The following is a 22,896-nucleotide window of genomic DNA, read 5'->3' on the forward strand; positions in this document are numbered from 1 at the left end:
AATATGTAAAAACTATTTATCTTGCAAACGTTGTAGGCTTCTCAATCTCATACAGTGCATCGCTGATATCAGCCAACTTATCTTCCATTAACATTTTTGCATCATTTAAACCGCGATTATAAAAATACGCTCCTACTTCTTCAGAAAAGAAGTCTGTTAAAAATTCTGCATCGAACTTCCCAATATCCTGATGCAGCTCATCTTCAAAATAGCGTTGCACCTTGGCAATAATCGTGTCTTTCTCTTCTTTAGAAAATTCAATAATGGCCATTCCATCTCCGTATAATTTTTATAAGACTTAACATCGCTAATATTAGCGATGCGATACTATTATTATTCACTAGTGGCTTTACGCGCTAAGGCTGCTTTCGCCGCCCAAACTGCGGTGGCAAAACATGCTGTTAATAAGTAGCCTCCGGTGGGGGCCTCCCAGTCCAGCATCTCTCCCACGCAATAGGTATTTGGGCGCTGCATTAACATCAGCTTATCATCAATGGCGCTAAAACAAATTCCGCCATCGGTACTAATTGCTTCATCTAATGGGCGAATTGCTGTAATCGTCTGGGGCAAATTTTTTATTAGCACTGGAAGGCCGTCTAGATCCGCCATTTGCGCTTTACTAGTTAGAGCCTTGAACATCGCAAGCTTATTTCCGACCAAACCACATTGCTTACGTAGAACATTGGCGAGTGAATCTTTGGGCCGGCGCTTAGCGATTGCTGCCTGTAATTTTTCCAGCGAACGATCTGGGTCAAGGTCCCAATATACTGTGCACTCGCCACGCTGTTCTATCACATCGCGCATGGCAGCGGATATACCGTATACGGGACCACCTTCAATACCGTAGGAGGCGATGACCGCGTCGCCGCGCTGGCGCCATTCCACACCGCGGTTATCACAAACCGATACCGCAATTAATTTCAGTGGTGAGCCACTATAGTTGCTTAGAATATCGGCCGACCAAGGGTATTCAAATCCACAATTGCTGGGTCTGAATTCTTGGCAGCTAGCACCCGCCGCTTTAAATTTCGCCAGCCAATGTCCGTCAGAACCCAGGGCTGACCAACTGCCACCGCCCAAGGCAAAAAAAGTCATCTCTGCTTTTACGGTTAGGAGTTTATCAGGGCCTTGAATGCGTAGATTGCCGCTATCGTCCCAATCTAGCCAACGATGACGACTGTGAATACGTACGCCATTATCACGTAAACGACGCAACCATCGCCGCAGCAACGGTGCCGCCTTTTTCTCCACAGGAAAAACCCGTCCAGAACTACCGACAAAGGTTTCTACATCTAATCCGGCCGCCCAATCGCGCAGATCATTTGCGGTAAAACTATCTAGTATCGGCTTTAGCAAAGGCGCCTTATCACCGTAGCGATCAGTAAAATCCTGCCAGTCTTCATTGTGGGTTAGGTTTAGGCCGCCAATACCGGCCCGCAGAAACTTTCGGCCGACGGTGGGCATTGCATCATAGAGATCGACAAGCACGCCCGCTTTACTCAACTGTTCCGCAACCATCAGGCCCGCTGGGCCGCCGCCGATAACGACAGCGCTGAGGTGGACAACAGAATCAGGCATGCTACAGACTCGAACAAAGACAGAGCCCAAGATTGTACCGCAATCAGGTCGCCATTAAGATCAGCTGGGCTTACAAAGTAATGTCATCGATGCGCGCCGGACCTACGGTGGCTTCTGAACGCCACAAGACACGAGATATTGATAAACCGAAAAACGCGCCGCTGTTTTTGCGGAACAAGGGACTGTCGTTAAATGCCACATCGTGCAGATCGTAATAGCCAAGACGGACCGATGTGCGCCAATTTTGATCCAGCTTCATTGTCACAAAACTACTCACGCCCACACTGCTATATCCGCGCTGGCCCCGATACTCTGGCCGCGTGACGGTAGCAAATTGTGACGCCACCCCATAAAAATGATCGTGGTAGGCCCTGTTTGCGTAGCGCAACTCTAAAGAGCTTCCCAGTATATAGCGCTCGCCAAAGTGACGACGCCAGCGCAGTTCAGGGTTAAACAGCCAGCCTTCATAGTCCAATACTGGGAAATCATCGGTCACCAACAAGGCGCGCAAGTTGAAGCGCAACTGCAGCTTTTGATCTGCCTCGTCGATAAATTTTAAACGCAGTGAAGGCCCAAATTCCACGCTTATACCCAAATCATTCATACCTTCTCGAGCGCGGTTGTCTTCGCTATTAACCGATAGACTGCCTCCCGCAGAAACATCCAAATCCCAACGCTTACCTTTAAATAACATGCCGCGCAAACCATCGCGGCCCGCCCTGATGCGACTACCGCGATAAATCACACTTGGATAAGGTAAGACTAAACTTCGATTTTGATCCGAGCCGGGGTAGTCGGGAAAACTAGCCGCGGCCAAGCCGGCGCCCAGCTCCCATTTTGGCAGGCGCTCAACATCATCCGCATAAGCACTCGTGGATACTAATGCCAGCACCTGTAGTAACAACAGTATTCGCAAGATATATGTCATATACTTTCCTGTGCTCAACGTGATTAGACCAGCGCAAAAAAATTGCAAGGTCGGAGCTAAATTAAACACGCTTTAAAAACAAGTTTAGGGCAACAGGGAATTAAGCCGTATTACCGACGCTATTATCTTGCAGCCACTTTTTCCTTAAAGCTTGCCGGCACTTCACATACCGATTTGCTGCTGTAGTCAAAAAACAGCATAGTATTGCGGAGCCTGGCGGTTTCAATATTCTTACTTACATTAAATAGGCGGAAAACCAAGTCGAAACTCTTGGCGCTAAAGTTTACTGCCGCCACATCAATACGTAAGCGATCGCCGTAGTCGGTTTCAGTAATATACGCAATTTCCGAGTGGGCCATAATCAAACCCGCCTCTTCAAATGCGGTTGCCTGCTCATAACCTAGGGCAATCACGAAGCGAAGCTGGCCTTCAATGGCGATGGCGGGTATGCGATCTGCCGCAAGATGGTTTGCCACATTTACATCGGAATACAGGACCGTATACTCCGTGCTGAACTGGAATCGTTGCGGTAATTCTATGGTTTTTCTGGCCAAGGTAGGCACTTCCAAGTGATGAAGGGATATTGCGCTAAGAACCTCGATTCTACAGAACCGCGACTATATTTGCCTAGTCTACCGGCTTATCCGCTTAGATGTACCCATTGCAAGCAAAGCTAGAGGTTAGTTTTTGCAGAGGAAGAAAAAACTAAGGTTTCATCACCCGCTCGCGCGCTTAGGGCTGCTTATCGAGCTGCGGAATACCACCGGGAATCTAAAACCAATCCTGCTTTTAGCTCAACCAAATATGGGCTTGCGACTGCAGAACACCAGCGTCCGGTAAGTTGCTGGCCTTGTGCTTAGTCAATCTGGACTGATTATGATGGTATTTTAGTCGTCCGATTGCTCAGAGATCGTTTTTTTGCAGCAAGAGCGGCAGCCATCTATATTATTATCTAAGACCTTATTACGAATATATTATGCTGGCGGACAGTTTAAGTCAGACCTTTGTTTTACGCACAGATATTCGTGGACCAGCAAGCCAATTACTACACTTCTTCCAATCAGAGACTATATCCTAGAGTACAGTGAGTTTTTGACAATTTGGTTCCTTAGATACGCTGAAAAAGAAGGTCATGTGTTGGATCATAAAGTTGCAGTCATTTTTGCTGCTAGCATCTTCAGAAAAATACCTTATCCACGCTAAGGTAGAGATAGGACGACCGTATGTTTCGATGGTGTGTGTTAGTTTTTAGCGCAATAGCTGCTTTGAATGTAAGCGCGGCGGAAAATCTAACGTCCTTGAATGATAACGGTATTCTTAGCTGGGAAACGAAAGTCTTCGCAGGTGAATCGATATACACCATAGGCGAGCATAAAGGGCGCATCGCACTAAAGGCACTTAGTCGTCAGTCAGCCTCTGGGCTAGTGCTAAAAAAGCAAATCGATCTCACCAAGACGCCGTACCTGAGTTGGAGTTGGCTAGTAGAGAAGACGCTTCCGCAGTTAGACGAGCGCAGTAAAAATGGCGATGACTTTGTCGCTCGAATTTATGTCGTTATCGATGGCGGCTTACGACTTTGGAAGACCAAATCACTAAACTACGTTTGGTCTAGCAATCAAAATAAAGGCGTGGTTTGGGATAATCCCTTTGCTGGCGCAAAGGTCAAAATGATGGCAATCCGTGGCAAGCAATCTGAGACAGGTACTTGGTACCAAGAAAAACGCAATGTATACCAAGACTTAATTGCGACTTTTGGCGACAAAGGTAGTGAAGAAGCCAACCGCAAAACCTATAGATACATTGACGTCATAGCTATTATGACCGACACCGATAATAGCGGATGGGATGCCGAATCTTATTATGGCGATCTAGTCTTCACTGCTATGTAGTCCAATGTAGAAACCGCATAAGACCTAGAGCGCCGTCAACAGTGGCTCATAGTACATGATGGCGCGTAAGGGATTCAATTTTGGGGCCGTTTCCCTTAGTATTCCGCACGATTCAAAATAAACGAGAAGTTTGGGGAATAGCGAGTGACACAAAAAATGCTGTGGTCTGCGGGGCGCTTAACATTGAGCGCGATAACACTCGTCTTGTTTGCCGGCTGCTCTGACAATGACTCATCATCGCCAGCTGCTAGCGCTACGCCTGATCCCCTGATTTTAGATACCTCATGCGACACCGCAGCGTTTCCCTCACCGTTGTGGACGCAATGTGAACTTGAAAACTGGCCGCGTACCATCGAGGCTGAGTTCGAGCAGCTAGCGCCGGCTTTTGTGCAGCGCTCATTAGCGCAGCAGCTTAGCAATTTTGCCGAGATGACTGCGCGCTTCATCGACGATCCCAGCTGGGGACTGCCACCGGCCTTCGGAAATACACCGTTAACACCACTGTGCTCGGCGGGAATGGGACCCTGTGTTGGCGACCCGTTTCGATATCCCGGCGTCGAAGGGGGAGATGGCCGCGTCTTTTACGAGCAAGAAGCTGAAGTGATACCTGTTGTCTATTATGACCGCGAGTGCGCGCGTATTTCAGGTCGGGTTTGGCGCCCCCGGAATATAAACGGTCGTTTGCCCGCCGTCGTCATTAAGAATGGGTCGGTGCAGGCTGGGGAGCAATTGTATTGGTGGGCGGCTCAAGCCTTGGTTCGCGCCGGTTATATGGTGTTGACCAACGACCCTAGGGGTCAGGGCAAGTCCGACTTAGGCACACCTCAAGGCGGCCAGGGCGGCAACATCAACGGTGCGGTGTTCTTTGAAGGCTTGGTCGATGACATCGACTTTTTACTGTCCTCAGCCGAACAGCCTTACCCCCACGAGGCGAATTGCCAGGGGACCTACCCAACAATCACTGCAGCCTTCAATCCCATGGCCGAAAGCCTAGATGCGCAGCGCATTGGCATTGCCGGCCACTCCTATGGCGCCGGCGGCGTGACTTGGGTTCAGAGCTATGGCGCGACCGGGTCAGATCCATGGCCGGGCCTTCTGAGCGAGCTTAACCCCGTTAAAGTAATTGTGGCCTGGGATGCGCTGGGCAGTAGCAACCAGCCCACCAGCGCGACAATTACCAATCTTATACCCTCATCCTTTCCTCTCCTACAGGCAGTGGTTTCACCAGAAGGTGCACCACCTGTGGTACCACGCGTGCCGGCCTTGGGGTTCACTTCAGAGTACGGCTTTACTCCAATACCCTTTATCTTAGATCCAGATCGAAACGGATTTTTACAAGGCTTCTCTGAATGGCGTGAAGCGTCCATGCCCGTCTATCAGATCGCCATTGCAGGCTCCACCCACTTAGATTATTCCTTGGGACCAGAACTGCCGGCCACCTCGTGGTGCGCAGAGGTCATAGACAATCGCTGTGTCGGCGGCTGGGCAAGACCCGCGATTACCCATTACACCGTTGCCTGGTTTGACCGATGGTTAAAACGTGCAGGCGAGGCTGGCTTTGACAATGCCGATGCCCGCTTGCTGGATGATCAGCAGTGGGCGCCAAGGTTTTCCCGGCATTACAGCAGTGCACGGTATTTTACGACCCGCGGTGGTGAGAATATTGATTGCACGGATATTCGCTTGAATTGTGAGCCGCCACAGACTGAATAGTGCTGTGAATCACCGATTATGCTTAAGCTAAAAATGAGCGCGCCTTAAACTTAAGGCGCAGCATAATAAGGCGATTATCAATGAATAATGTGAAGTGCTAAGTGCAAGCAATGAAGAAGATTATTAGATTGGAGAGTATTTTTTATAAAAATAAAGTATGTCTTTCTAAATTAATTCTTTTCTTGCGGCATAACGCTTTTGTTTTTTATTATCATACATCGCGATATCAGCATCGGTCACTAACTTGTCTACCGTGGAATGTTTACTTGCCTTAAACTCTGCCACACCATAATTAAAGGGTAGCCTATGCTGCCAGTTTTCACGAATATGCAGGGATTCAATGGCAGCCTTAAATTTGGTGACAGCCAGCTCGGCACCGACCGTCGACACACCGATTAGCAAGACCACAAATTGATCCACGCCTATACGCGCAACCAGAGCAGAATGCTCGAGATCTATCTTCAGACTCTCACTAAACTGCAGCAAAATGCGGTCTGACTCCTCATCACCAAGATCAACACCGGCATCATTAACGTTCTCTAATTCGATAAAAACTAAGGACGCCGGAATATCTCTCCGTGCGCATAAATTAAGACCTTTTTCAGCCAATAGCAGAAAACCCTTACGATTACAGGTGTTGCTTTTTTCATCTAATATATTCGGCTCCGCCTGAAGTATTTCGCGCTCTGCCAACAAGGCAAGATCGTGAAAAACGTCAAGATCAATAGCCGATAATATACGCGGCCGTTGATCAATAAGGCACAAGGTCCCTATCGCTGATCCGTCCTTCGCGAATAGCGGACAGCCCGCATAAAAGCGAATATAAGGATCACCTAATACCAATGGGTTGTCTTCGAAACGCGCATCAATACGGGCATCAGGGACAATCATAATACCGGAGCCAAGAATCGCATGACCGCAGAGTGAAACCGCACGAGAGGTATCGCAAATATTCGGCCCTATAGATGATTTAAAGCACAGCGTCTCACGCTCAACTAAACTAAGCAGAGCGATAGGAACGTCAAATAGCTGGCTTGCAAAACGCGTAATGCGATCAAAGCGTTCTTCACAAGGGGTATCCAAAATATTTAAAGCTCGCAAAGAGGCTATACGCGTCTCTTCGTTGTCGGAAATTGCTGGAATATCCACTGCGACGCCTCCCATAATGCTTTACTGAGGACCTACTTGGGAGCCCCGTTTGAAATTTTTAAAGCTCATTAAAATCAACGCTCCTATCATAAAATTCTTAGCAATTTTCGATGTAAAAATCACGTCGAAAGAATGATAGCTGCGCCTATATTCGGTATCGATTATTGTGACGGGACACCACTGAAAGTCCCATACGGGCTTATCCCTATGATGCATTTGCTGATATTACTGTACTGAACTTACAAGTGTGGAAGTCGGGGTTTTGGTTTAAAAAAAGGGATTGTCGTTGCGGATGACTCAAGCACCAATAGAGATTCATCTTTTAAACCAACACCTGTTATCGACTTTTTAAACGCCGCGCTTATCAAGTACATAGCGGTATCACAGGCCTGCTCATAGCTACGCCCGCCGGTGCGAATATTAGAAATACAATTGCGCTCAGCGTCACTGCAGCCGCGCCTAGGCGCAAAGGTCAAATACACGCCCAAACTGTCCGGCGAACTTAGTCCCGGCCGCTCACCAATTAACATAATCACCAACCGCGCTCGCAATGCCTCGCCAAGGTCATCCCCAAGTGCAACCCGCGCTTGGGTGGCGACACACAATGGCGCCAAGCTAAGTTTTTGTGCGCCTAACGCTGGAATGAGTAAGCGTAGTAGACCTAGCGCATTGCCTTGCACAGCAGCGGAAGACAGGCCGTCAGCAACGACGATGGCAACATCACAGCCCTCATCGCTATTTAAAGACTGAAGTAAGCCCTGCCAACTTGACTCCGGCAGACGCCGACCAAGATCAGGCCGCTGCAAATACTGAGCTCTGCTAGTGGCCTCACTTTGCAGAATTTGAGGCTGGGGCAAAGTCGGAAAGGCGACGCAATATTCAGTAACAAATTGCCCGGTATTAAATGGAAGATTGACAGCATCTCTGGCGCGGGCGTGATCATATTGGAACTGTAAATTTGCCGCGGTGGGCAGTGACACGCCACTACGACCTTGGGCAATCCTGGCGGGGGTGTAGGCCCTCAAGGCCCTCCACGCGTCTTTTCCTAGGGTATCGTCATTACTATCCGTCATTAGCCGCCCTCCAATCTCAGGGCTTGCGCAAAAAGTTTGGGCAATTCATCCCCGGAAAATAAAATACCCTGCTTATCCATAATTCCTGATGACTGCAGCCACTGGAAAAATTCCGGTGCCGGCGATAAGTTCAGTAATTGACGGACATATAAGGCATCGTGAAAGGAAGTGGTCTGGTAGTTCAGCATGATATCGTCGGCGCCGGGAATACCCATAATAAAGCTACCGCCGGCAGCTGCAAACTGGGTTAACAACATATCCATATCGTCTTGGTCAGCCTCGGCATGATTGGTATAACAAATATCGCAACCCATCGGCAGACCGAGTAATTTCCCACAGAAATGGTCTTCTAAGCCGGCGCGAATTATTTGCTTACCATTGTATAAATACTCCGGACCAATAAAGCCCACCACGGTATTCACCAGCAAAGGTGAAAAGGCGCGGGCCACCGCATATGAACGGGCTTCCAAGGTTTGCTGATCAACACCGTGGTGGGCATTGGCAGAAAGCGCACTGCCTTGGCCGGTTTCAAAATACATGACATTATTGCCCACGGTACCGCGCTGCAATGAGTGCGCGGCCGACTGCGCCTCTGCCAGTAACGCCAGATTAACGCCAAAACTGCTATTGCTAGCCTGAGTTCCTGCAATGGACTGAAATACTAGGTCGACAGGCGCACCCTGATCAATCAGTTCCAGCGTAGTGGTGACGTGAGTGAGTACGCAAGATTGGGTCGGAATTTCAAAGCGAGTAATAACATCATCTAGTAAATACAGTAGCCGTGACACCGTTTGGGTATTATCTGAGGCCGGATTTATGCCGATCACCGCGTCACCGCTGGCATACAGCAAGCCGTCGATAATACTCGCGGCAATGCCTGCCGAGTCGTCAGTGGGATGGTTAGGCTGAAGACGGGTGGAGAAATGATTGGCGAGGCCGATGGTATTTCGAAAGCGCGTAATCACACGGCACTTCTTTGCCACTAAAATCAGATCCTGTATGCGCATTAACTTACTTACCGCCGCAACCATCTCCGGTGTTAAACCGGGGGCTAGTCCACCTAATACTTCTGTGGATGCGGCGTCAGACAGTAACCAATCACGAAAACCACCCACGGTAAGGTGGGCGACCGGCGCAAAGGCTGGGGCATTATGACTGTCTATTATGAGACGAGTGACCTCATCCTCTTCATAGGGAATAACAAGGTCGTTGAGAAATTGTCGCAAGGGCACATCTGCCAAGGCATATTGCGCGGCCACGCGCTCTTCGTTGCTACTAGCGGCAATGCCGGCAAGATAATCGCCGGAACGTGCAGGCGTCGCCTTGGCAAGCAGAGTTTTCAAGTCCGCAAAGACGTAACGCTGATGACCTAGATTGACACTAAAAGGCATTGATCACCGCTGATATAAGTTAAAGTCTCAAGAGACTTTGACGCTAGCAAGCTTCGCAGGCGCATGCAAAAAGAAATACGATATTACCCTAAACAATACCACCTCGTTTTTAAACAATTAGCATTTAAGCCCCTGCCGTCAAAAGGGTCGCAGCCCAAATCTAACCTCAATTTCAGGGTATATTATTGGAAGTGGTTACTCACTACGCATCATTATATTTTCCGACTATCCACTCAAGGTGGTAGCCGTAACACTCATCACACACACCACATTGGGAATCAATTTAAATCGCTATGCGACGAAAGTAGCGACTATCAACGATTCTCAGAAAACAGCGTATATACTTAGCAGCCACCTCGGCATCGCGCAGGGAAGACAAAGTTTTTACTCTGCCCCAACAATCACATTACAATGGCCAACATCATAAAAGTTACAGATATGAAACTATGCTGACATTTCTTCCCCATTGGTTGCGCGGCAGCCTAATTATGCTGCTTATGATTTGCAGCACACTGCTTCTGGTGCCCATTCTACTCTGCGTAGCAATGCTTAAGTTACTGATTCCACTAGCTATCACGCGACGCTGGTTCACGATTGTCTGCATCGAGATTGCCAACTTGTGGGTAGGCTTTAATAATCTGCTGCTGCAGGTGGTCAACAATATTAGCTGGGATATCGAGGGTGACGAGGGGCTCAATCCTAAAGACTGGTATTTTGTAACCTGCAACCACCAGTCCTGGGCGGACATCTTAGTTGCCCAAAAAGTGTTATTTCGCAAAATACCCATGCTCAAATTCTTCCTGAAACAACAGCTTATCTGGGTTCCAGTTATTGGTTTGGCGTGGTGGGCATTAGACTTCCCGTTTATGAAGCGCTACTCGGCAGCGGAAATTGCTAAAAATCCAGCCCTCAAAGGCAAAGACTTAGAAACAACGCAAAAAGCCTGCGAGAAATTTAAGTACACACCGGTGACAGTTTTTAACTTTATGGAGGGCACTCGCTTTACTCCTGACAAACACGCCAAACAGGAGTCGCCTTATCCCTATCTGCTAAAACCCAAAGCGGGTGGCGCCGCCTTTGTTTTGGGGGCGATGGGAGAACAGCTGCACACCATGCTGAATATTACGATTCACTATCCCAGCGACGATCGCAGTTTTTGGCACTTTCTATCTGGCCGAATAACCAAGGTGATTGTTCGTATTGAACGACAGACTATTCCAGCGCAATTTTTAAGCCGCGACTACTTGAACGACCAGCAGTTTAGGACAGACTTTCAGCAGTGGGTATCTGATCTATGGGCGCAGAAAAACCAGCTGCTAGAAGAGCTTCACAAACCTAGCAAGTAAGCAGGTGTGTATTTGGTGCGGAGCATAGGCTGCAACGCACCGGAGTATAAGTTTATAAATGCGTATCAGGAAAAAGGCGAACTTTTACTTGTATCCCCTTTTGACTTTTTGGCTAGCTTTTTTTCCTTTTGCGTCAGCAACGGCTTTTTCTTCGATTCTTTGTTACTCTTCTTTTCTTTACTCATTAGCCGAACTCCATTCAGTGAGGCGATAGCTTCATTTTGAAATTATCTGCCGGTATAGCGAATAGGTTTTTGGGAACACCACTGCTGTACTAGTGATTCTTGCCAGAGTACGCCGTTTATCTTTATTAGCTATAGGCGACGGCGAGAATACGAAAATAAATATTGAGAGGCGTTCGGCAAGCACCATCGTCAAGCTATGCTGCGAGCTGTGAACTTCGCGAACAAGACCATATAGCTACTAAGTCCCAGCGGATATCCATGTCAGACCTTCACTATTATCAATACCTGCTCATTGGCCTAATTTTCATCTGGAGCGGCTTTGTCCGCTCTGGGCTAGGCTTTGGCGGAGCGGTATTGTCACTGCCTTTCTTGCTGCTGGTCTACAAGCAGCCTCTAGTATTTTTGCCATTAATTTCCGTGCAACTGCTATTCTTCTCGTCCATCACTCTAGCCTTGAATAATCGTAAATCAACGGCGGCAAATCGCAGTCATAAAAGCACCGTCGACTGGGCGTATCTTAGATATATGCTAGCGATCATGATCGTGCCTAAGTTACTTGGGGTCTTTGGCTTAATCACCATGCCTGCCAATATACTGAGTATCATTATTTTTGTGGTAGTGTCGGTCTACGCTGTGACCTACATCGTAAACAAGCCATTCAAAAGTAATAATAAATTTGTCGACGCGATCTTTTTGATGGCCGGCGGATATATCAGCGGCACGTCGCTGATTGGCGCTCCTTTGATTATTGCGGTGGCCGCCCAACACGTCGCTCGTGAACGTCTACGTGACACCTTGTTCGCGCTATGGTTTATTTTGGTTAGTATCAAGCTTGCTGCATTTATATACGCTGGGGTGAGCTTGCAGCTAATTCACCATTTGTGGCTACTTCCTTGCGCAGCTATTGGTCACTTTATCGGTCTGCGTTTTCACCAGCGAATGCTAGACGCTGAAACGCCCCTATTTTTTAGAGTTTTGGGAGTGACCTTGCTGATCATTAGCGCACTGGGATTATGGCAAGCGCTTAAAGGCTAACAGATCATAATCTGCTCTTTCGATGGTTTCGAAAACCAATATCAATGCCCTGCTGACACTACTGATAACGTCGACCGCGATATTCTAACCAACCACCGATATGTCGACCGGCCGGATCGTGGTGCGTCCAGTGCAATACCCCGCCCAGTTTATTCCATTCATACTCGCCGTAGAACGCAACGCTATCGCCTATTTGCAAATCTGGCAAACGAGGGGCTAAATCAATATTGTGGGCGACCAACAGTGTTTGGCCAGAGGCGAGTTTAAGAATAAATTTTTGATGACGACTGCCTTTAGTATCGTCGGGGAGTACTTTAATAACACGACCGCTACCGCCAACTTGAATATCACTGAGCTGATGTGAATAAGCCGCAGATATACGACTACCATCTGCAGTAGCTCCGTTATGCTCAAGCGCTAATTCCGCCGGCAAGGCCGGCTTTAGCTTATCAAGGAACTGCGGATTTTGCTGATAAGCGGTATACACGCCCGTCACTAGGAGGGCGGTTAAAATCCATTTTTTCATAGCATTAGAACTCGATGCAATATTCCACATCGAGTTTATACCGCGCCGACCTAGCCTTCATTGCTTTTATTTATTAAATACCGGCTCGAGTGTAGCCTTTTTAGTAAGTAACTTCGCCAGCCAGTACACCAATACACCCGCTACAATACCCGGCAAGCCTTCGTAAACCATATTATGTAAATCTAGGAAGCGCCAGATCAAGGCCGTTGATATACCCACACAGCTCATTGCAATAGCGGTGCCCTGACTGGGACGACCACCAAAGATCAGCACCGCCAACATGGGAACAAAGGCACTGGCCAAGCCCGACCACGCCATGACCACCATCGCAAAGACACTTTGCGCACTGAGTAGCGCCCAAGCCAAGGCTAAGATGCACACTCCCAGCGTAGCGGCTTTAATCAAGAAAGGACGCTCAATATTATTGGGCATTAAATCATGGGTAAACGAGGCCGACGCACTTAAAATTAAGGAGTCTGCGGTTGATAGGGTCGCTGCGAAAATACCGGCGAGAATCAAGCCAACTAGAACCGGTGGTAGCAGCGTCTGCGCCATCGTTGGCAGTGCCAGCTCAGCATCAAAACTACCAACCTCAGGCAGATACAACCGCGACAAGAGACCCACTGTGGTTGCCATTAAATAAAATGCGACAAACCACAAGTAATACCACATCCTAGCCCGGCTCATGTCGTCGTTATTACTCAACGCCATAAATCGCACCATGACATGGGGCTGGCCAACCACCGAAAGACCGGCAAACAACCACCCTAGCGCAAATAGCAAAGCGCCGAAGGCACCGGGAAATGCGAGATCCTCAGGGAACCAATCCATGTAATTTGGTATATCTTGCAGTGCGCTAATAGTGGAACTAACACCGCCCAAGTTAGCAATCGCCACCCACATAAGGATGGCCATCGCAGAAATCATCACAAAAGATTGTGCCGCGTCGGTCCAAATTGATGCCCGAATACCACCCGCTAGGCAATAAGCGGCAACCAGTACCGCACCACATGCGGCACCGGCCCACATCGGCCAGTCAAACAGAACGTGCAATGCCTTACTGCCGGCAAGTAGCTGTGCGGCAGCGTAGGCGGTCAGTAGTAGTAGACAAATCAGCGCAGCAAGGCGCTGGTAACCCGGCAATATGGCGCCATTCCAGTTTGCTAGTACGCCAAGATAACTAACTTCACCGGTTTGTTCGGTCATACCGCGTAATTTGCGGTGTACGAAGTGTGAGGCAATATAGTCACCCAAAATCCAACCGGCCATCACCCAGAACGCCGACAAGCCCACCGTATAGGTATAGCCAATCACGCCAATAAACATATATCCGCTGTTATTGGTCGCCACCGCCGACAAGCCAACCAACCAGGGCTTAACCGTATTACTGGCCAGATAGTAGTCTTTACTACTATGGGTATTGAAGTACACCGACGACAGGCCAATAAGCACGAAAATACTGAGAAAGGCGGCAAAACTCCAGGCTGTTATCATAATTTATTCCGTGATGTTTGCGATCTGTAGGTGTCAGTAATCTCTCAAGCAGCTACGGCCGCAGGCGCGAGTAACTCAATAAGTAAAGGGTGCTCTCGCAGTTCCGACAGAGCGGGGTCACGATGCAATTCGTCGCGATAAGATTCAGACTGTACTACCGCGTCTGCAAAATAACGCGCGGCCTCATCTAAATTACCCTGACAGGTATGCGCGCAAGCTAGCTGATAAAAAGCGTGTGCATTAGTTTCATCTAAAGCCAGCGCTTGATGACATAAACTGATTGCCCACTGTGGTTCGTTTTGGTCCAGTGCCGCGTCAGCTTTATAGGTAATCGCTTCTATATCGTCTTTTCGCAAGGCGAGAATTTGATCGTAAATAACGATCTTACCAACCGGGCTAGCTTCCTGACTGGCTCGTAACCACAAAGAATGTATTTCTTGGGTAAGATTAATTTCTTCGCGATTAGATTCGATATGAGCGGTCTCTTGCTTCAATTGTTTCTCTATCGTTCGCAAGCGTTTTTCATATTCACTAACAAGGTCACCAACCTGCTCACTGGCAACGTTATGAACCTTCTCTTTAATATCGCGAACTGAGTTCCAGCCGATAACAACCAGTGCAGAACTCACTGCAGCAATAAGATAGAAGAAATAGGTCACTGTATTAGCCGAGTAGGAAATAGCTTTGTCCGCGGCCATTAATTCGCGGTCAACCACTTCGGCAGCCAACTCGCGGTGCGAACGCTCCATATCAATACGCAAGCTACGGATTTCATCGAGCATATAGCGCTCAATGAAAGGGGAGTACAGGGGCTGATTTAGTTCATCAATCCCTGCATCTATATTACCGTCAGTAATACTATTGGCAGGTTCCGCTAAGAGTGTCAGCGGATTAGAAAAAATAATTGTAACCAGAATGCTTTTTACTACGCCGCGCATATCGCCTCGCCGTGATCATGTACTTCAACAAGACAACGGTGCAAACTTGCTACGCCTATTTCATAATCATCTTCGTTAACAACAAACTGCATATCAACTTGACGCATCGACTGATGCATAGCTAATACGCTGATATTTGCCGATGCCAATGCCGATACCGTTTTGGCCAACATGCCAGGTATCTGCATATCACTGCCGATAGCAGAAATTATAGCGACTTTACGAGTGCTTACTTCGGCGCTAGGAAATAGCTCTTTCACCGCACTGACAATACGTTTAACCGTTTTTAAATTAACACCAAGATAATTAGTGATGGTATTCGCATTAATATCTTTGGTTATAACAACACCTTTGAAGCGCTCAATCGCCGCAAGTATCTTCTGCTCGTATTGCCACAGTGAACCCACCATGTCTTGGTCAAATACCTCTAGGGCATAAACCTGCTTCCGGCCGGCGATAATTTCAACACAGGGCTTTTCGCTGCGATAATCACAATCGATTAAGGTACCGGAATGATTCGGCTCAAACGTATTTTTAACTCTCAAGGCGATATTCTGCTGACGTAAGCCTTTGGCTGCTCGGGGGTGAATGGCCTCCATACCCAAGTTGGCCAGTTGATCAGCCACGTCATAATTTGTACGCCCTATCGGTACGACTTTATCGGCACCCACTAAGCGCGGGTCTGCACTGCTAAGATGATACTCTTTATGAATTACTGCCTCACGTGCACCGGTAATCACTGCCATACGACTAAAGGTCATTTCACTATAGCCGCGATCAAAGCTGGCCATAAGGCCCTCTTTGCAATGTGCGTAGCCGGTAACAATAGGTAGCGTCGTTGTTAAATCTATGCCGGCAAGCGCCTCGCGAATATGGTCATCCAGCGGCAAGGCTTCGTCCGCTCGCCAACCAGAGAGATCGACATAACGTGCATTAATACCGTCGCGCTTTAGTAGCGTCGCGGTATTCCAGGCACTGTGAGCTTCGCCAATACTTGCTAGCATTTCCCGCACAGTCAAAAGATGATCTTCAAGGCCAAAGTGACCGTGCTGACACAGACGGTGAAGATTATCCATGCAACGCTCTGCTTCAAACAGGCGACTTTCTATATATTTATTTGCCTCTTCAAGTTGCTCTGCTTCGGGAAACAAACCTGCATTAATCTCTTTAAGCGCCTCACCGACCTTGGTCAAGGCTGCTCGCCAAAGTGTTTCAGCATTATCGTCGGCAAACAAAGCATAGACACCTGGGTGGCTATTACGCTTATTTTCCAACAACAAATCTGTTACTCCACCGTAGGCCGATACAATAAATATACGCCCATAGATCTGGCCGTTTTCACCACCCTCGAGAATGATATTATCTCTGACCGCCTCGTAATTAGTCATCGAGGTGCCGCCAATTTTCTCTACTGTATGTGTCATTTTTGTCTCCGTTGAATAACTGAAATTAACTTCCGGCCTTCAGCAGATTAATCGGCAGGATACACGCCGTTTTCGTCGTGCACTTCCTTACCGCTAAGTGGTGGGTTAAACACACAGGCCATTTGCATGTCTTCACTACCACCGCGTAATAAATGTTTATCGTGCTTATCTAGAAGGTAAATGGTGCCCGCTTCTAGCTTATAAATTTTACCGTCGTTTACGGTTTCAATCTCACCATTGCCAGCCATGCAGTAAACGGATTCCAGATGATTTTGGTAGTGAATCGGCGTTTCGGTATTGGCAAAAATAGTGGTGATATTGAAAGAGAAACCCATGCTGTCATTTTTTAAAATCATGCGCACGCTCTGCCAAGTATCAGTACTCACACAGCGTTCTGAGTTTTTACATTCTTCCAAGGTTCTAACAATCATGCGACTTCCTTTCTAAATACTATGCCGCCCACAGGCGGCATAAATAGACCGTTAATGAGCGCTTCTTCCACCGGTTAAAACCCGCAGAAGAAGCGCTCACATTAAATTATTTAAGATGCTTTTTTATCGACCGCTTTACCCAGTACTTCGGCAATAGCTTCGGTAAGAATATCTAGACCACGCATCAACTCACTCTTTTCAATAGTGAGCGGGCAAAACACTTTGACGACATGGCCATGATTACCGCAGGTCTCAATAACTAAACCACGCTCAAAGCAGGCATGGCCAATCTGATCGGCGGTTGCGCCGTCGCGACACGCCAAGCCCTGCATCATGCCGCGGCCTTTAGGCTGCAACTGGGTAACACCATAGCGGTCTGAAATTTTCTTAAAGCGATGACTAACAATAGCTGACTTCTCAACAATCTCAGCAGCAAACTTTTCATCCGTCCAGTAGTGTCGAATGGCTGCGGAAGCGGTAACGAATGCATGGTTGTTACCACGGAAGGTACCGTTATGTTCACCGGGCTCCCATACATCTATGTCAGGACGAAGCAGCACAATCGCAAACGGCAAACCGTAGCCACTAAGTGATTTAGACATAGTGATAATGTCTGGTTTGATGCCGCTGGCCTCAAAACTAAAGAAGGTTCCAGTACGACCACAGCCCGCCTGAATATCATCAACAATCAATAATATGTCGTGCTTGCGACACAGTTTTTCCAAACCCCGCAACCAATCGTTGTTAGCGACATTTAAGCCACCCTCGCCCTGCACTGGCTCAACAATCATTGCCGCAGGAAGATCAACACCAGACGACGGATCTGACAACAGCTTGTCCATCATTTTGAGACTATCAGCATCGCGACCATAGTAACCGCAGTAAGGCATACGGCTTACATCACCCAGCGCAACACCTGCACCGCCGCGATGATGACTATTGCCCGTCGCGGCAACTGCGCCAAGGGTCACGCCGTGGAAGCCATTGGTGAAAGACACAATAGAAGTACGGCCCGTTACCTTACGTGCCAGCTTCAAGGCCGCCTCTACTGCATTAGTACCGGTAGGCCCAGTAAATTGGAAGGTATACTCCATGTCACGCGGTGCCAGGATATGCTCATTGAAGGCCTGCAAGAAATCGGCTTTAGCCGAGGTGTGCATATCTAAGCCATGAGTAATGCCGTCGCGCATGATGTAGTCGACAAGTGCTTGCTTTAATACTGGGTTGTTATGGCCATAGTTAAGCGTGCCGGCACCGGCAAGAAAGTCGATATATTGTTTGCCCTCGGTGTCGTATAAATGCTCGCCTTGGGCCTTATCGAAGGTCACCGGAAAAGATCGGGCGTATGATTGTACTTCTGATTCAAGTCTGTCAAAGATAGTCATATTAACTCCTAGTATTATTTACTAAGTTAAATTTGTTACTACACGCTTAAGCCTTAGCTTATTCCGGTGCAGAAAATGGCCCTATACGCAGCAATGCTTCGCTGTCGTGCTGGCCCCCAAAATGCGCATCTTTTTCAAACCAGATGCTGTGATTCAATTCTGTTTGCAGATCGCGGGCAAAGCTGCGGAACAGCGCCCACGACGCCTCGTTGTCAGGGGTGATAGTGGTTTCTAAAAAACTCACTCCCTCACATGCCGAGCGCTTTATAATTTCCATCAACATTTTTTTCGCCAGACCACGACCGCGCTGAGACTTATCGACCACAACCTGCCAGACAAAGACCGTATCGCTTTTTTCTGGTGGACGGTGGGCTGATATAAAACCAACCAAGCGACCGCCATCTTCAACTGCGACCGATGTTGCCGCAAAATGCGTACATTGCAGTAAATTGCAGTAGACAGAATTGGTATCGAGTGGGGGACTGGCCGCCACTAACTGATTTAGGGCATAGCCGTCTTCCGCCGTTGGCTGGCGGAAATGGAGCGTAGTAGCGTCGGCTTGCATCGCGCTATTTGATTTCAACACAGTTTATTCGTGTTCAACTTAATTTAATAAGCAAATAGTATACAAAGCGGTGTTCTTATCGCTTTATATCTTATTTAATCACTAAATTGTGAACCCAACCTCCTGATTAATTGCTTAGTGCACGAAGTATTATAGACGATTTGGCCGCATAAGTCCAAGCTAAGGCATTGACAACGAGGTAGTATGCTAGGTGTAAAATCGGCGCCAAGTCACTACCATAGGGCCGCTAAAGGAATCTAAGAAAATTGAAATGAACAGAATGGACGAAGTTTTGATCTCGCTGCGGCGAGTAACCCGGGCTATTGATCTGCACTCCAAGCACCTCATGAAAACCGCAGGCCTTACCGCGCCACAGATGCTTATCCTGCAAACCCTGCGTGATCAAGGCGATGCTATTATTAGCGACGTCGCAAACCAAATTAGCCTCAGCCAAGCCACCGTTACCAGCATTCTCGACCGCCTAGAGAAGCGGGGACTGGTAATGCGGGAGCGCTCTCGGCAAGACAAGCGCAAGGTTTTTGCCTGTTTAACCGAGGCGGGCAATGACTTAATCCGAAATGCGCCAATGCCCCTGCAAGATTATTTTATTCGACAGTTCAGTGATCTTCAGGATTGGGAGCAAACGCAAATCATTAGCGCGCTGCAGCGCGTAGCTCACATGATGGACGCTCAGCATATAGATGCCGCGCCACTGCTAGACGTGGGAGCCATTGATCGACAGAGCGGGGATGAAGGTCGCGGCTTCGGTTTTGATGACGACGGCAGCTAATGTGAGTCACTTGGCGCGTCGCCAACATTTTTCTTTTGAGTAACGACCCCAGTCATCTTATGCAATACCCGCCCCTTTAGCATCGCAATGCCCGGGATGATAAAGACAAGGCCGCATCTTCACAGTTAAACTACCGAGCTCATCAAAGTCACGACGGACGTCTTTTTATGCGCTTTAAAACTAGTATATACGTCAAAATTCTATCCGCCGGCATCCTATTGACCGGCCTCACTGCCTGCACACCCGACCCCAATGCCAAAGCCAGTAGCCCCGCCCAGTCTAGCCGGAGCCTAATGCCCGCCGATCCGGCGATTAAAACCGCGTACATACAGAGCTGCTATGGCTGTCACAGTTCTGGTGCCGGAAGAGCCCCTCGAACCGGCAATATTGCCGACTGGGCTCCGCGCGTGCAAAAGGGCTTTGACGTCTTACTTTACAATACCATCAACGGTATCGGCAGTATGCCCGCTAAAGGGATGTGCATGGACTGCAGTGAAGAAGATTTTACCAAACTTATTTTGTTTCTCGCTGGGCAAAGTGATTAGCTACAAGCATCACAAACGATAACAATGGGTTTATAGCCGTACTCCTGATCTGCGACTAAGCTCAATGCGTAGAATTTACGCAAACAGCACTGAACAAGGATACATCAGCGCCATGAATGATACCCCTGCTGTCCGCATTGGAATTAGCGCCTGCCTACTAGGCGATCAAGTCCGTTACGATGGCGGTCACAAACGACTACCGTTTGCCTCTGATGAACTATCGCGGCACTTCGACTTTGTTAAAGTCTGCCCCGAACAGGCCATAGGCATGGGCGTACCCCGCCCCACAATCCGACTCGTCGGCGACCCTGAAAACCCACGCCTGATCGGCAGCACCGACAGCAGTCTGGACGTTACCGATAAAATGACGGTCTTTGCACGTGATACCGCGGCAAAACTCGATTACCTCAGCGGCTATATACTCTGCGCCAAATCGCCAACCTGCGGCATGACAAGAGTTCCGGTTTACTCCGAAAGCGGCAACGGCCTGGGCAAAGTTGGCGTCGGGCTTTTCGCCAAACAACTAATGGCAGCGCAGCCCTTACTGCCCATCGAGGAAAATGGTCGCCTTAACGATGCTCATCTAAGAGAAAATTTTGTGTTGCGGGTTGTCGCCTACTCACGCTGGCAAGCTATGATGGCCGAAGGATTGTCGGCTAAACGGCTGCAAGATTTTCACCGACGTCACAAGTTTCTGCTACTGGCTCATAACCAGCCAATCTACAGAGATCTCGGGCCCATTGTCGCGGAAGCCGGCGACCTTGATGACCGCGCAGACCGCTATATCGAAAAGTTTATGGAAGCCATACGACATCCAGCCAGCGTTAAAAATCACACCAATACTTTGATGCATATACAGGGCTTCTTTAAAGACCATCTTGATGCCGGGGACAAGGCACAACTTAGCAATATTATTAACGACTATTCTGCCGGGCTACTCCCCTTGTTAGTACCCTTGGAAATGCTGAGTATGTTTTTAAAAAAATACCAAGTCGAATACCTATTGGATCAATATTATTTTACGCCTTACCCGCGTGACTTAAAGCTGCGTATTGGACTATAAAACATGACCGTACTTGTCTGGTTCCGAAACGACTTACGCAGTTTGGATCACCCCGCACTCAATACCGCCTGCAAAGATCAGCAGAACGTTCGGGCGGTTTACCTGCTTTGCCCGCAACAATTAGATGAGCACGTGACGGCGCCGATTCGGCGTCATTTTTTACGCAGGGCGCTAGATGAGCTAGGACAGCAGCTAGCCGCTATTGGCATACCGCTAGACATCATCAATGCCGAACATTTCGAACGCGCCCCCAGGTGTTTGAACGACTATTGTCGAGAGCATGACGTCAGTGCAATTTACGCGCACACGGAGTGGCTGGTCGATGAAATACAGCGGGATAAGGACTGCGCTGCAAAACTTGAATTACCACTGCACTTGATTGATGACAGCTTGCTCAGTCCGCTTAGTATCGGCAAAGCGGACGGGCTGCCTTACAAAGTCTTTACACCCTTCTCAAGACGTTGCCGTGACGCCCTAGCCGCAGAATTTCCTAGGGTGCGGCGCCGCCCAGCCGCGAAGACTCCGCCCCAAATCACCGCCGCGAGCCCTTGTCCAATTTTCGGCGAAGAAAAAGATTCATCCGCCTGGCCGGCGAGCGAAGAGGCTGTGTTGCGGCAACTGCGTGAATTTTGCGCTGAACGCGCCGGAGATTATAAAAGACATCGGGATTTCCCTGAGATCGAAGGCACCTCTCGCCTTTCCGCCGCCTTAGCGCTGGGCTTAATAAGCCCGCGGCAATGCCTGGCTCGCCTCCAGCAGGAATGTGGCGAAGATATCTGGGATTCCAAAAGTGACGCCGGCACTTGGTTAAATGAGCTGCTCTGGAGGGAATTCTATCGCCATGTTGCCTACCATTTTCCGCGAGTGGTAAAAGGGCGGGCCTTTCAGTCGGCAACGGAAGCGATACCCTGGCCAAACGACCAAGCGCTCTACGACGCTTGGCGCGAAGGGCGCACCGGCTACCCCATCGTGGATGCGGCAATGCGCCAGCTCGCTCAAACTGGGTGGATGCACAACCGACTCCGAATGATTACCGCATCCTTCCTATGCAAGGATCTGCAAATAGACTGGCGCTGGGGAGAGCGCCATTTCTTAGAAAATCTCATCGATGCAGACTTCGCATCAAACAACGGTGGCTGGCAGTGGGCCGCCTCTACCGGCACCGATGCCGCACCCTATTTTCGTATTTTTAATCCGACCACCCAAGGCCAGCGATTTGACGCCGACGGCCACTTTATTCGGCGCTACGTTCCAGAGCTAGCCGGCCTGCAGGGAAAGCAAATACACCAACCACCGGTATCGCCAGGCTATCCCGCCCCCATTGTCGATCACAAAGAAAGGCGAAATATTACCCTCGCACTTTTTAAAGCAATACGAGACTAAGCACCCTAAGACAACTTTAATTGCTCCGCAGAGAGACCTAAGCTAGCTAACAGCACCTAGGCTGA

The 22,896-nt window shown here is 48.7% G+C and carries 22 protein-coding genes; 8 read left to right on the forward strand and 14 right to left on the reverse strand.

What is annotated here, in order from left to right; translation table 11 throughout:
* Positions 1-16: 16 nt before the first annotated feature.
* The 4 genes from AB4875_RS01315 to AB4875_RS01330 form a co-directional block, all read right to left on the reverse strand.
* Positions 17-271, reverse strand: a complete 255-nt coding sequence (locus AB4875_RS01315; RefSeq protein ID WP_368374228.1) for a DUF2164 domain-containing protein — start codon at positions 269-271, stop codon at positions 17-19.
* A 62-nt stretch (positions 272-333) separates the two neighbouring features.
* The gene (locus tag AB4875_RS01320; protein ID WP_368374229.1) at positions 334-1,578 is read right to left on the reverse strand and encodes a TIGR03862 family flavoprotein; all 1,245 of its coding nucleotides are present in this window, start codon (positions 1,576-1,578) and stop codon (positions 334-336) included.
* Positions 1,579-1,648: 70 nt separating this feature from the next.
* Entirely contained in the window at positions 1,649-2,506 is an 858-nt protein-coding gene (locus tag AB4875_RS01325) for a MipA/OmpV family protein (protein ID WP_368374230.1), read from the reverse strand.
* A 122-nt stretch (positions 2,507-2,628) separates the two neighbouring features.
* Positions 2,629-3,060, reverse strand: coding sequence for a thioesterase family protein (locus tag AB4875_RS01330; RefSeq protein WP_368374231.1), 432 nt, complete (start codon positions 3,058-3,060; stop codon positions 2,629-2,631).
* 669 nt (positions 3,061-3,729) lie between these two features.
* Here AB4875_RS01330 and AB4875_RS01335 point away from each other — a divergent pair.
* Together AB4875_RS01335 and AB4875_RS01340 are read left to right on the forward strand one after the other, a co-directional pair.
* Positions 3,730-4,395: a DUF3047 domain-containing protein gene (locus tag AB4875_RS01335; RefSeq protein WP_368374232.1), complete on the forward strand. Its 666-nt coding sequence runs from the start codon at positions 3,730-3,732 to the stop codon at positions 4,393-4,395.
* A 144-nt stretch (positions 4,396-4,539) separates the two neighbouring features.
* The gene (locus tag AB4875_RS01340; protein ID WP_368374233.1) at positions 4,540-6,108 is read left to right on the forward strand and encodes an acetylxylan esterase; all 1,569 of its coding nucleotides are present in this window, start codon (positions 4,540-4,542) and stop codon (positions 6,106-6,108) included.
* 165 nt (positions 6,109-6,273) lie between these two features.
* Here AB4875_RS01340 and AB4875_RS01345 read toward each other — a convergent pair whose 3' ends face one another.
* From AB4875_RS01345 to AB4875_RS01355, 3 genes are all read right to left on the reverse strand, one after another.
* Positions 6,274-7,257, reverse strand: coding sequence for a sensor domain-containing diguanylate cyclase (locus tag AB4875_RS01345; protein WP_368374234.1), 984 nt, complete (start codon positions 7,255-7,257; stop codon positions 6,274-6,276).
* Between the two features lie 239 nt (positions 7,258-7,496).
* On the reverse strand, positions 7,497-8,330 hold the full coding sequence (gene eutC, locus AB4875_RS01350; protein WP_368374235.1) for an ethanolamine ammonia-lyase subunit EutC: 834 nt from the start codon (positions 8,328-8,330) through the stop codon (positions 7,497-7,499).
* On the reverse strand, positions 8,330-9,721 hold the full coding sequence (locus tag AB4875_RS01355) for an ethanolamine ammonia-lyase subunit EutB (protein ID WP_368374236.1): 1,392 nt from the start codon (positions 9,719-9,721) through the stop codon (positions 8,330-8,332). The genes eutC and AB4875_RS01355 overlap by 1 nt, the downstream gene beginning before the upstream one ends.
* A gap of 446 nt (positions 9,722-10,167) precedes the next feature.
* Between AB4875_RS01355 and yihG the strand changes: the two genes are divergently transcribed.
* Positions 10,168-11,067, forward strand: coding sequence for a 1-acylglycerol-3-phosphate O-acyltransferase, YihG family (yihG, locus tag AB4875_RS01360; RefSeq protein ID WP_368374237.1), 900 nt, complete (start codon positions 10,168-10,170; stop codon positions 11,065-11,067).
* A gap of 443 nt (positions 11,068-11,510) precedes the next feature.
* Positions 11,511-12,287 (forward strand): TSUP family transporter, encoded by a 777-nt coding sequence (locus tag AB4875_RS01365; protein WP_368374238.1) that lies wholly within the window; start codon positions 11,511-11,513, stop codon positions 12,285-12,287.
* Between the two features lie 58 nt (positions 12,288-12,345).
* Here AB4875_RS01365 and AB4875_RS01370 read toward each other — a convergent pair whose 3' ends face one another.
* The 7 genes from AB4875_RS01370 to ectA all read right to left on the reverse strand — a co-directional run bounded on the left by AB4875_RS01370 (position 12,346) and on the right by ectA (position 19,071).
* Positions 12,346-12,813: a DUF3465 domain-containing protein gene (locus tag AB4875_RS01370; protein ID WP_368374239.1), complete on the reverse strand. Its 468-nt coding sequence runs from the start codon at positions 12,811-12,813 to the stop codon at positions 12,346-12,348.
* Between the two features lie 66 nt (positions 12,814-12,879).
* Entirely contained in the window at positions 12,880-14,307 is a 1,428-nt protein-coding gene (locus AB4875_RS01375) for a sodium/proline symporter (protein ID WP_368374240.1), read from the reverse strand.
* Between the two features lie 44 nt (positions 14,308-14,351).
* Positions 14,352-15,245, reverse strand: coding sequence for a TPR end-of-group domain-containing protein (locus AB4875_RS01380; RefSeq protein WP_368374241.1), 894 nt, complete (start codon positions 15,243-15,245; stop codon positions 14,352-14,354).
* A complete protein-coding gene (locus AB4875_RS01385; protein ID WP_368374242.1) occupies positions 15,233-16,669 on the reverse strand; it encodes an aspartate kinase in 1,437 nt (478 codons plus the stop codon). Before AB4875_RS01385 ends, AB4875_RS01380 begins: the two co-directional genes overlap by 13 nt.
* A gap of 47 nt (positions 16,670-16,716) precedes the next feature.
* Positions 16,717-17,100: an ectoine synthase gene (locus AB4875_RS01390; protein ID WP_368374243.1), complete on the reverse strand. Its 384-nt coding sequence runs from the start codon at positions 17,098-17,100 to the stop codon at positions 16,717-16,719.
* 110 nt (positions 17,101-17,210) lie between these two features.
* Entirely contained in the window at positions 17,211-18,485 is a 1,275-nt protein-coding gene (gene ectB / locus AB4875_RS01395) for a diaminobutyrate--2-oxoglutarate transaminase (RefSeq protein WP_368374244.1), read from the reverse strand.
* Positions 18,486-18,543: 58 nt separating this feature from the next.
* Positions 18,544-19,071: a diaminobutyrate acetyltransferase gene (gene ectA, locus AB4875_RS01400; protein WP_368374245.1), complete on the reverse strand. Its 528-nt coding sequence runs from the start codon at positions 19,069-19,071 to the stop codon at positions 18,544-18,546.
* A 250-nt stretch (positions 19,072-19,321) separates the two neighbouring features.
* Here ectA and AB4875_RS01405 point away from each other — a divergent pair, with 250 nt between their 5' ends.
* The 4 genes from AB4875_RS01405 (at position 19,322) to phrB (ending at position 22,831) form a co-directional block, all read left to right on the forward strand.
* Entirely contained in the window at positions 19,322-19,840 is a 519-nt protein-coding gene (locus tag AB4875_RS01405) for a MarR family winged helix-turn-helix transcriptional regulator (protein ID WP_368374246.1), read from the forward strand.
* Positions 19,841-20,007: 167 nt separating this feature from the next.
* Positions 20,008-20,385, forward strand: coding sequence for a c-type cytochrome (locus tag AB4875_RS01410; RefSeq protein WP_368374247.1), 378 nt, complete (start codon positions 20,008-20,010; stop codon positions 20,383-20,385).
* A gap of 112 nt (positions 20,386-20,497) precedes the next feature.
* The gene (locus AB4875_RS01415) at positions 20,498-21,448 is read left to right on the forward strand and encodes a YbgA family protein (RefSeq protein WP_368374248.1); all 951 of its coding nucleotides are present in this window, start codon (positions 20,498-20,500) and stop codon (positions 21,446-21,448) included.
* 3 nt (positions 21,449-21,451) lie between these two features.
* Complete coding sequence (gene phrB / locus AB4875_RS01420; protein WP_368374249.1) at positions 21,452-22,831, forward strand: deoxyribodipyrimidine photo-lyase; 1,380 nt, start codon at positions 21,452-21,454, stop codon at positions 22,829-22,831.
* Positions 22,832-22,896 lie beyond the last annotated feature (65 nt).

The sequence above is a fragment of the Zhongshania sp. R06B22 genome, from assembly GCF_040892595.1.
Lineage (GTDB): Bacteria > Pseudomonadota > Gammaproteobacteria > Pseudomonadales > Spongiibacteraceae > Spongiibacter > Spongiibacter arctica.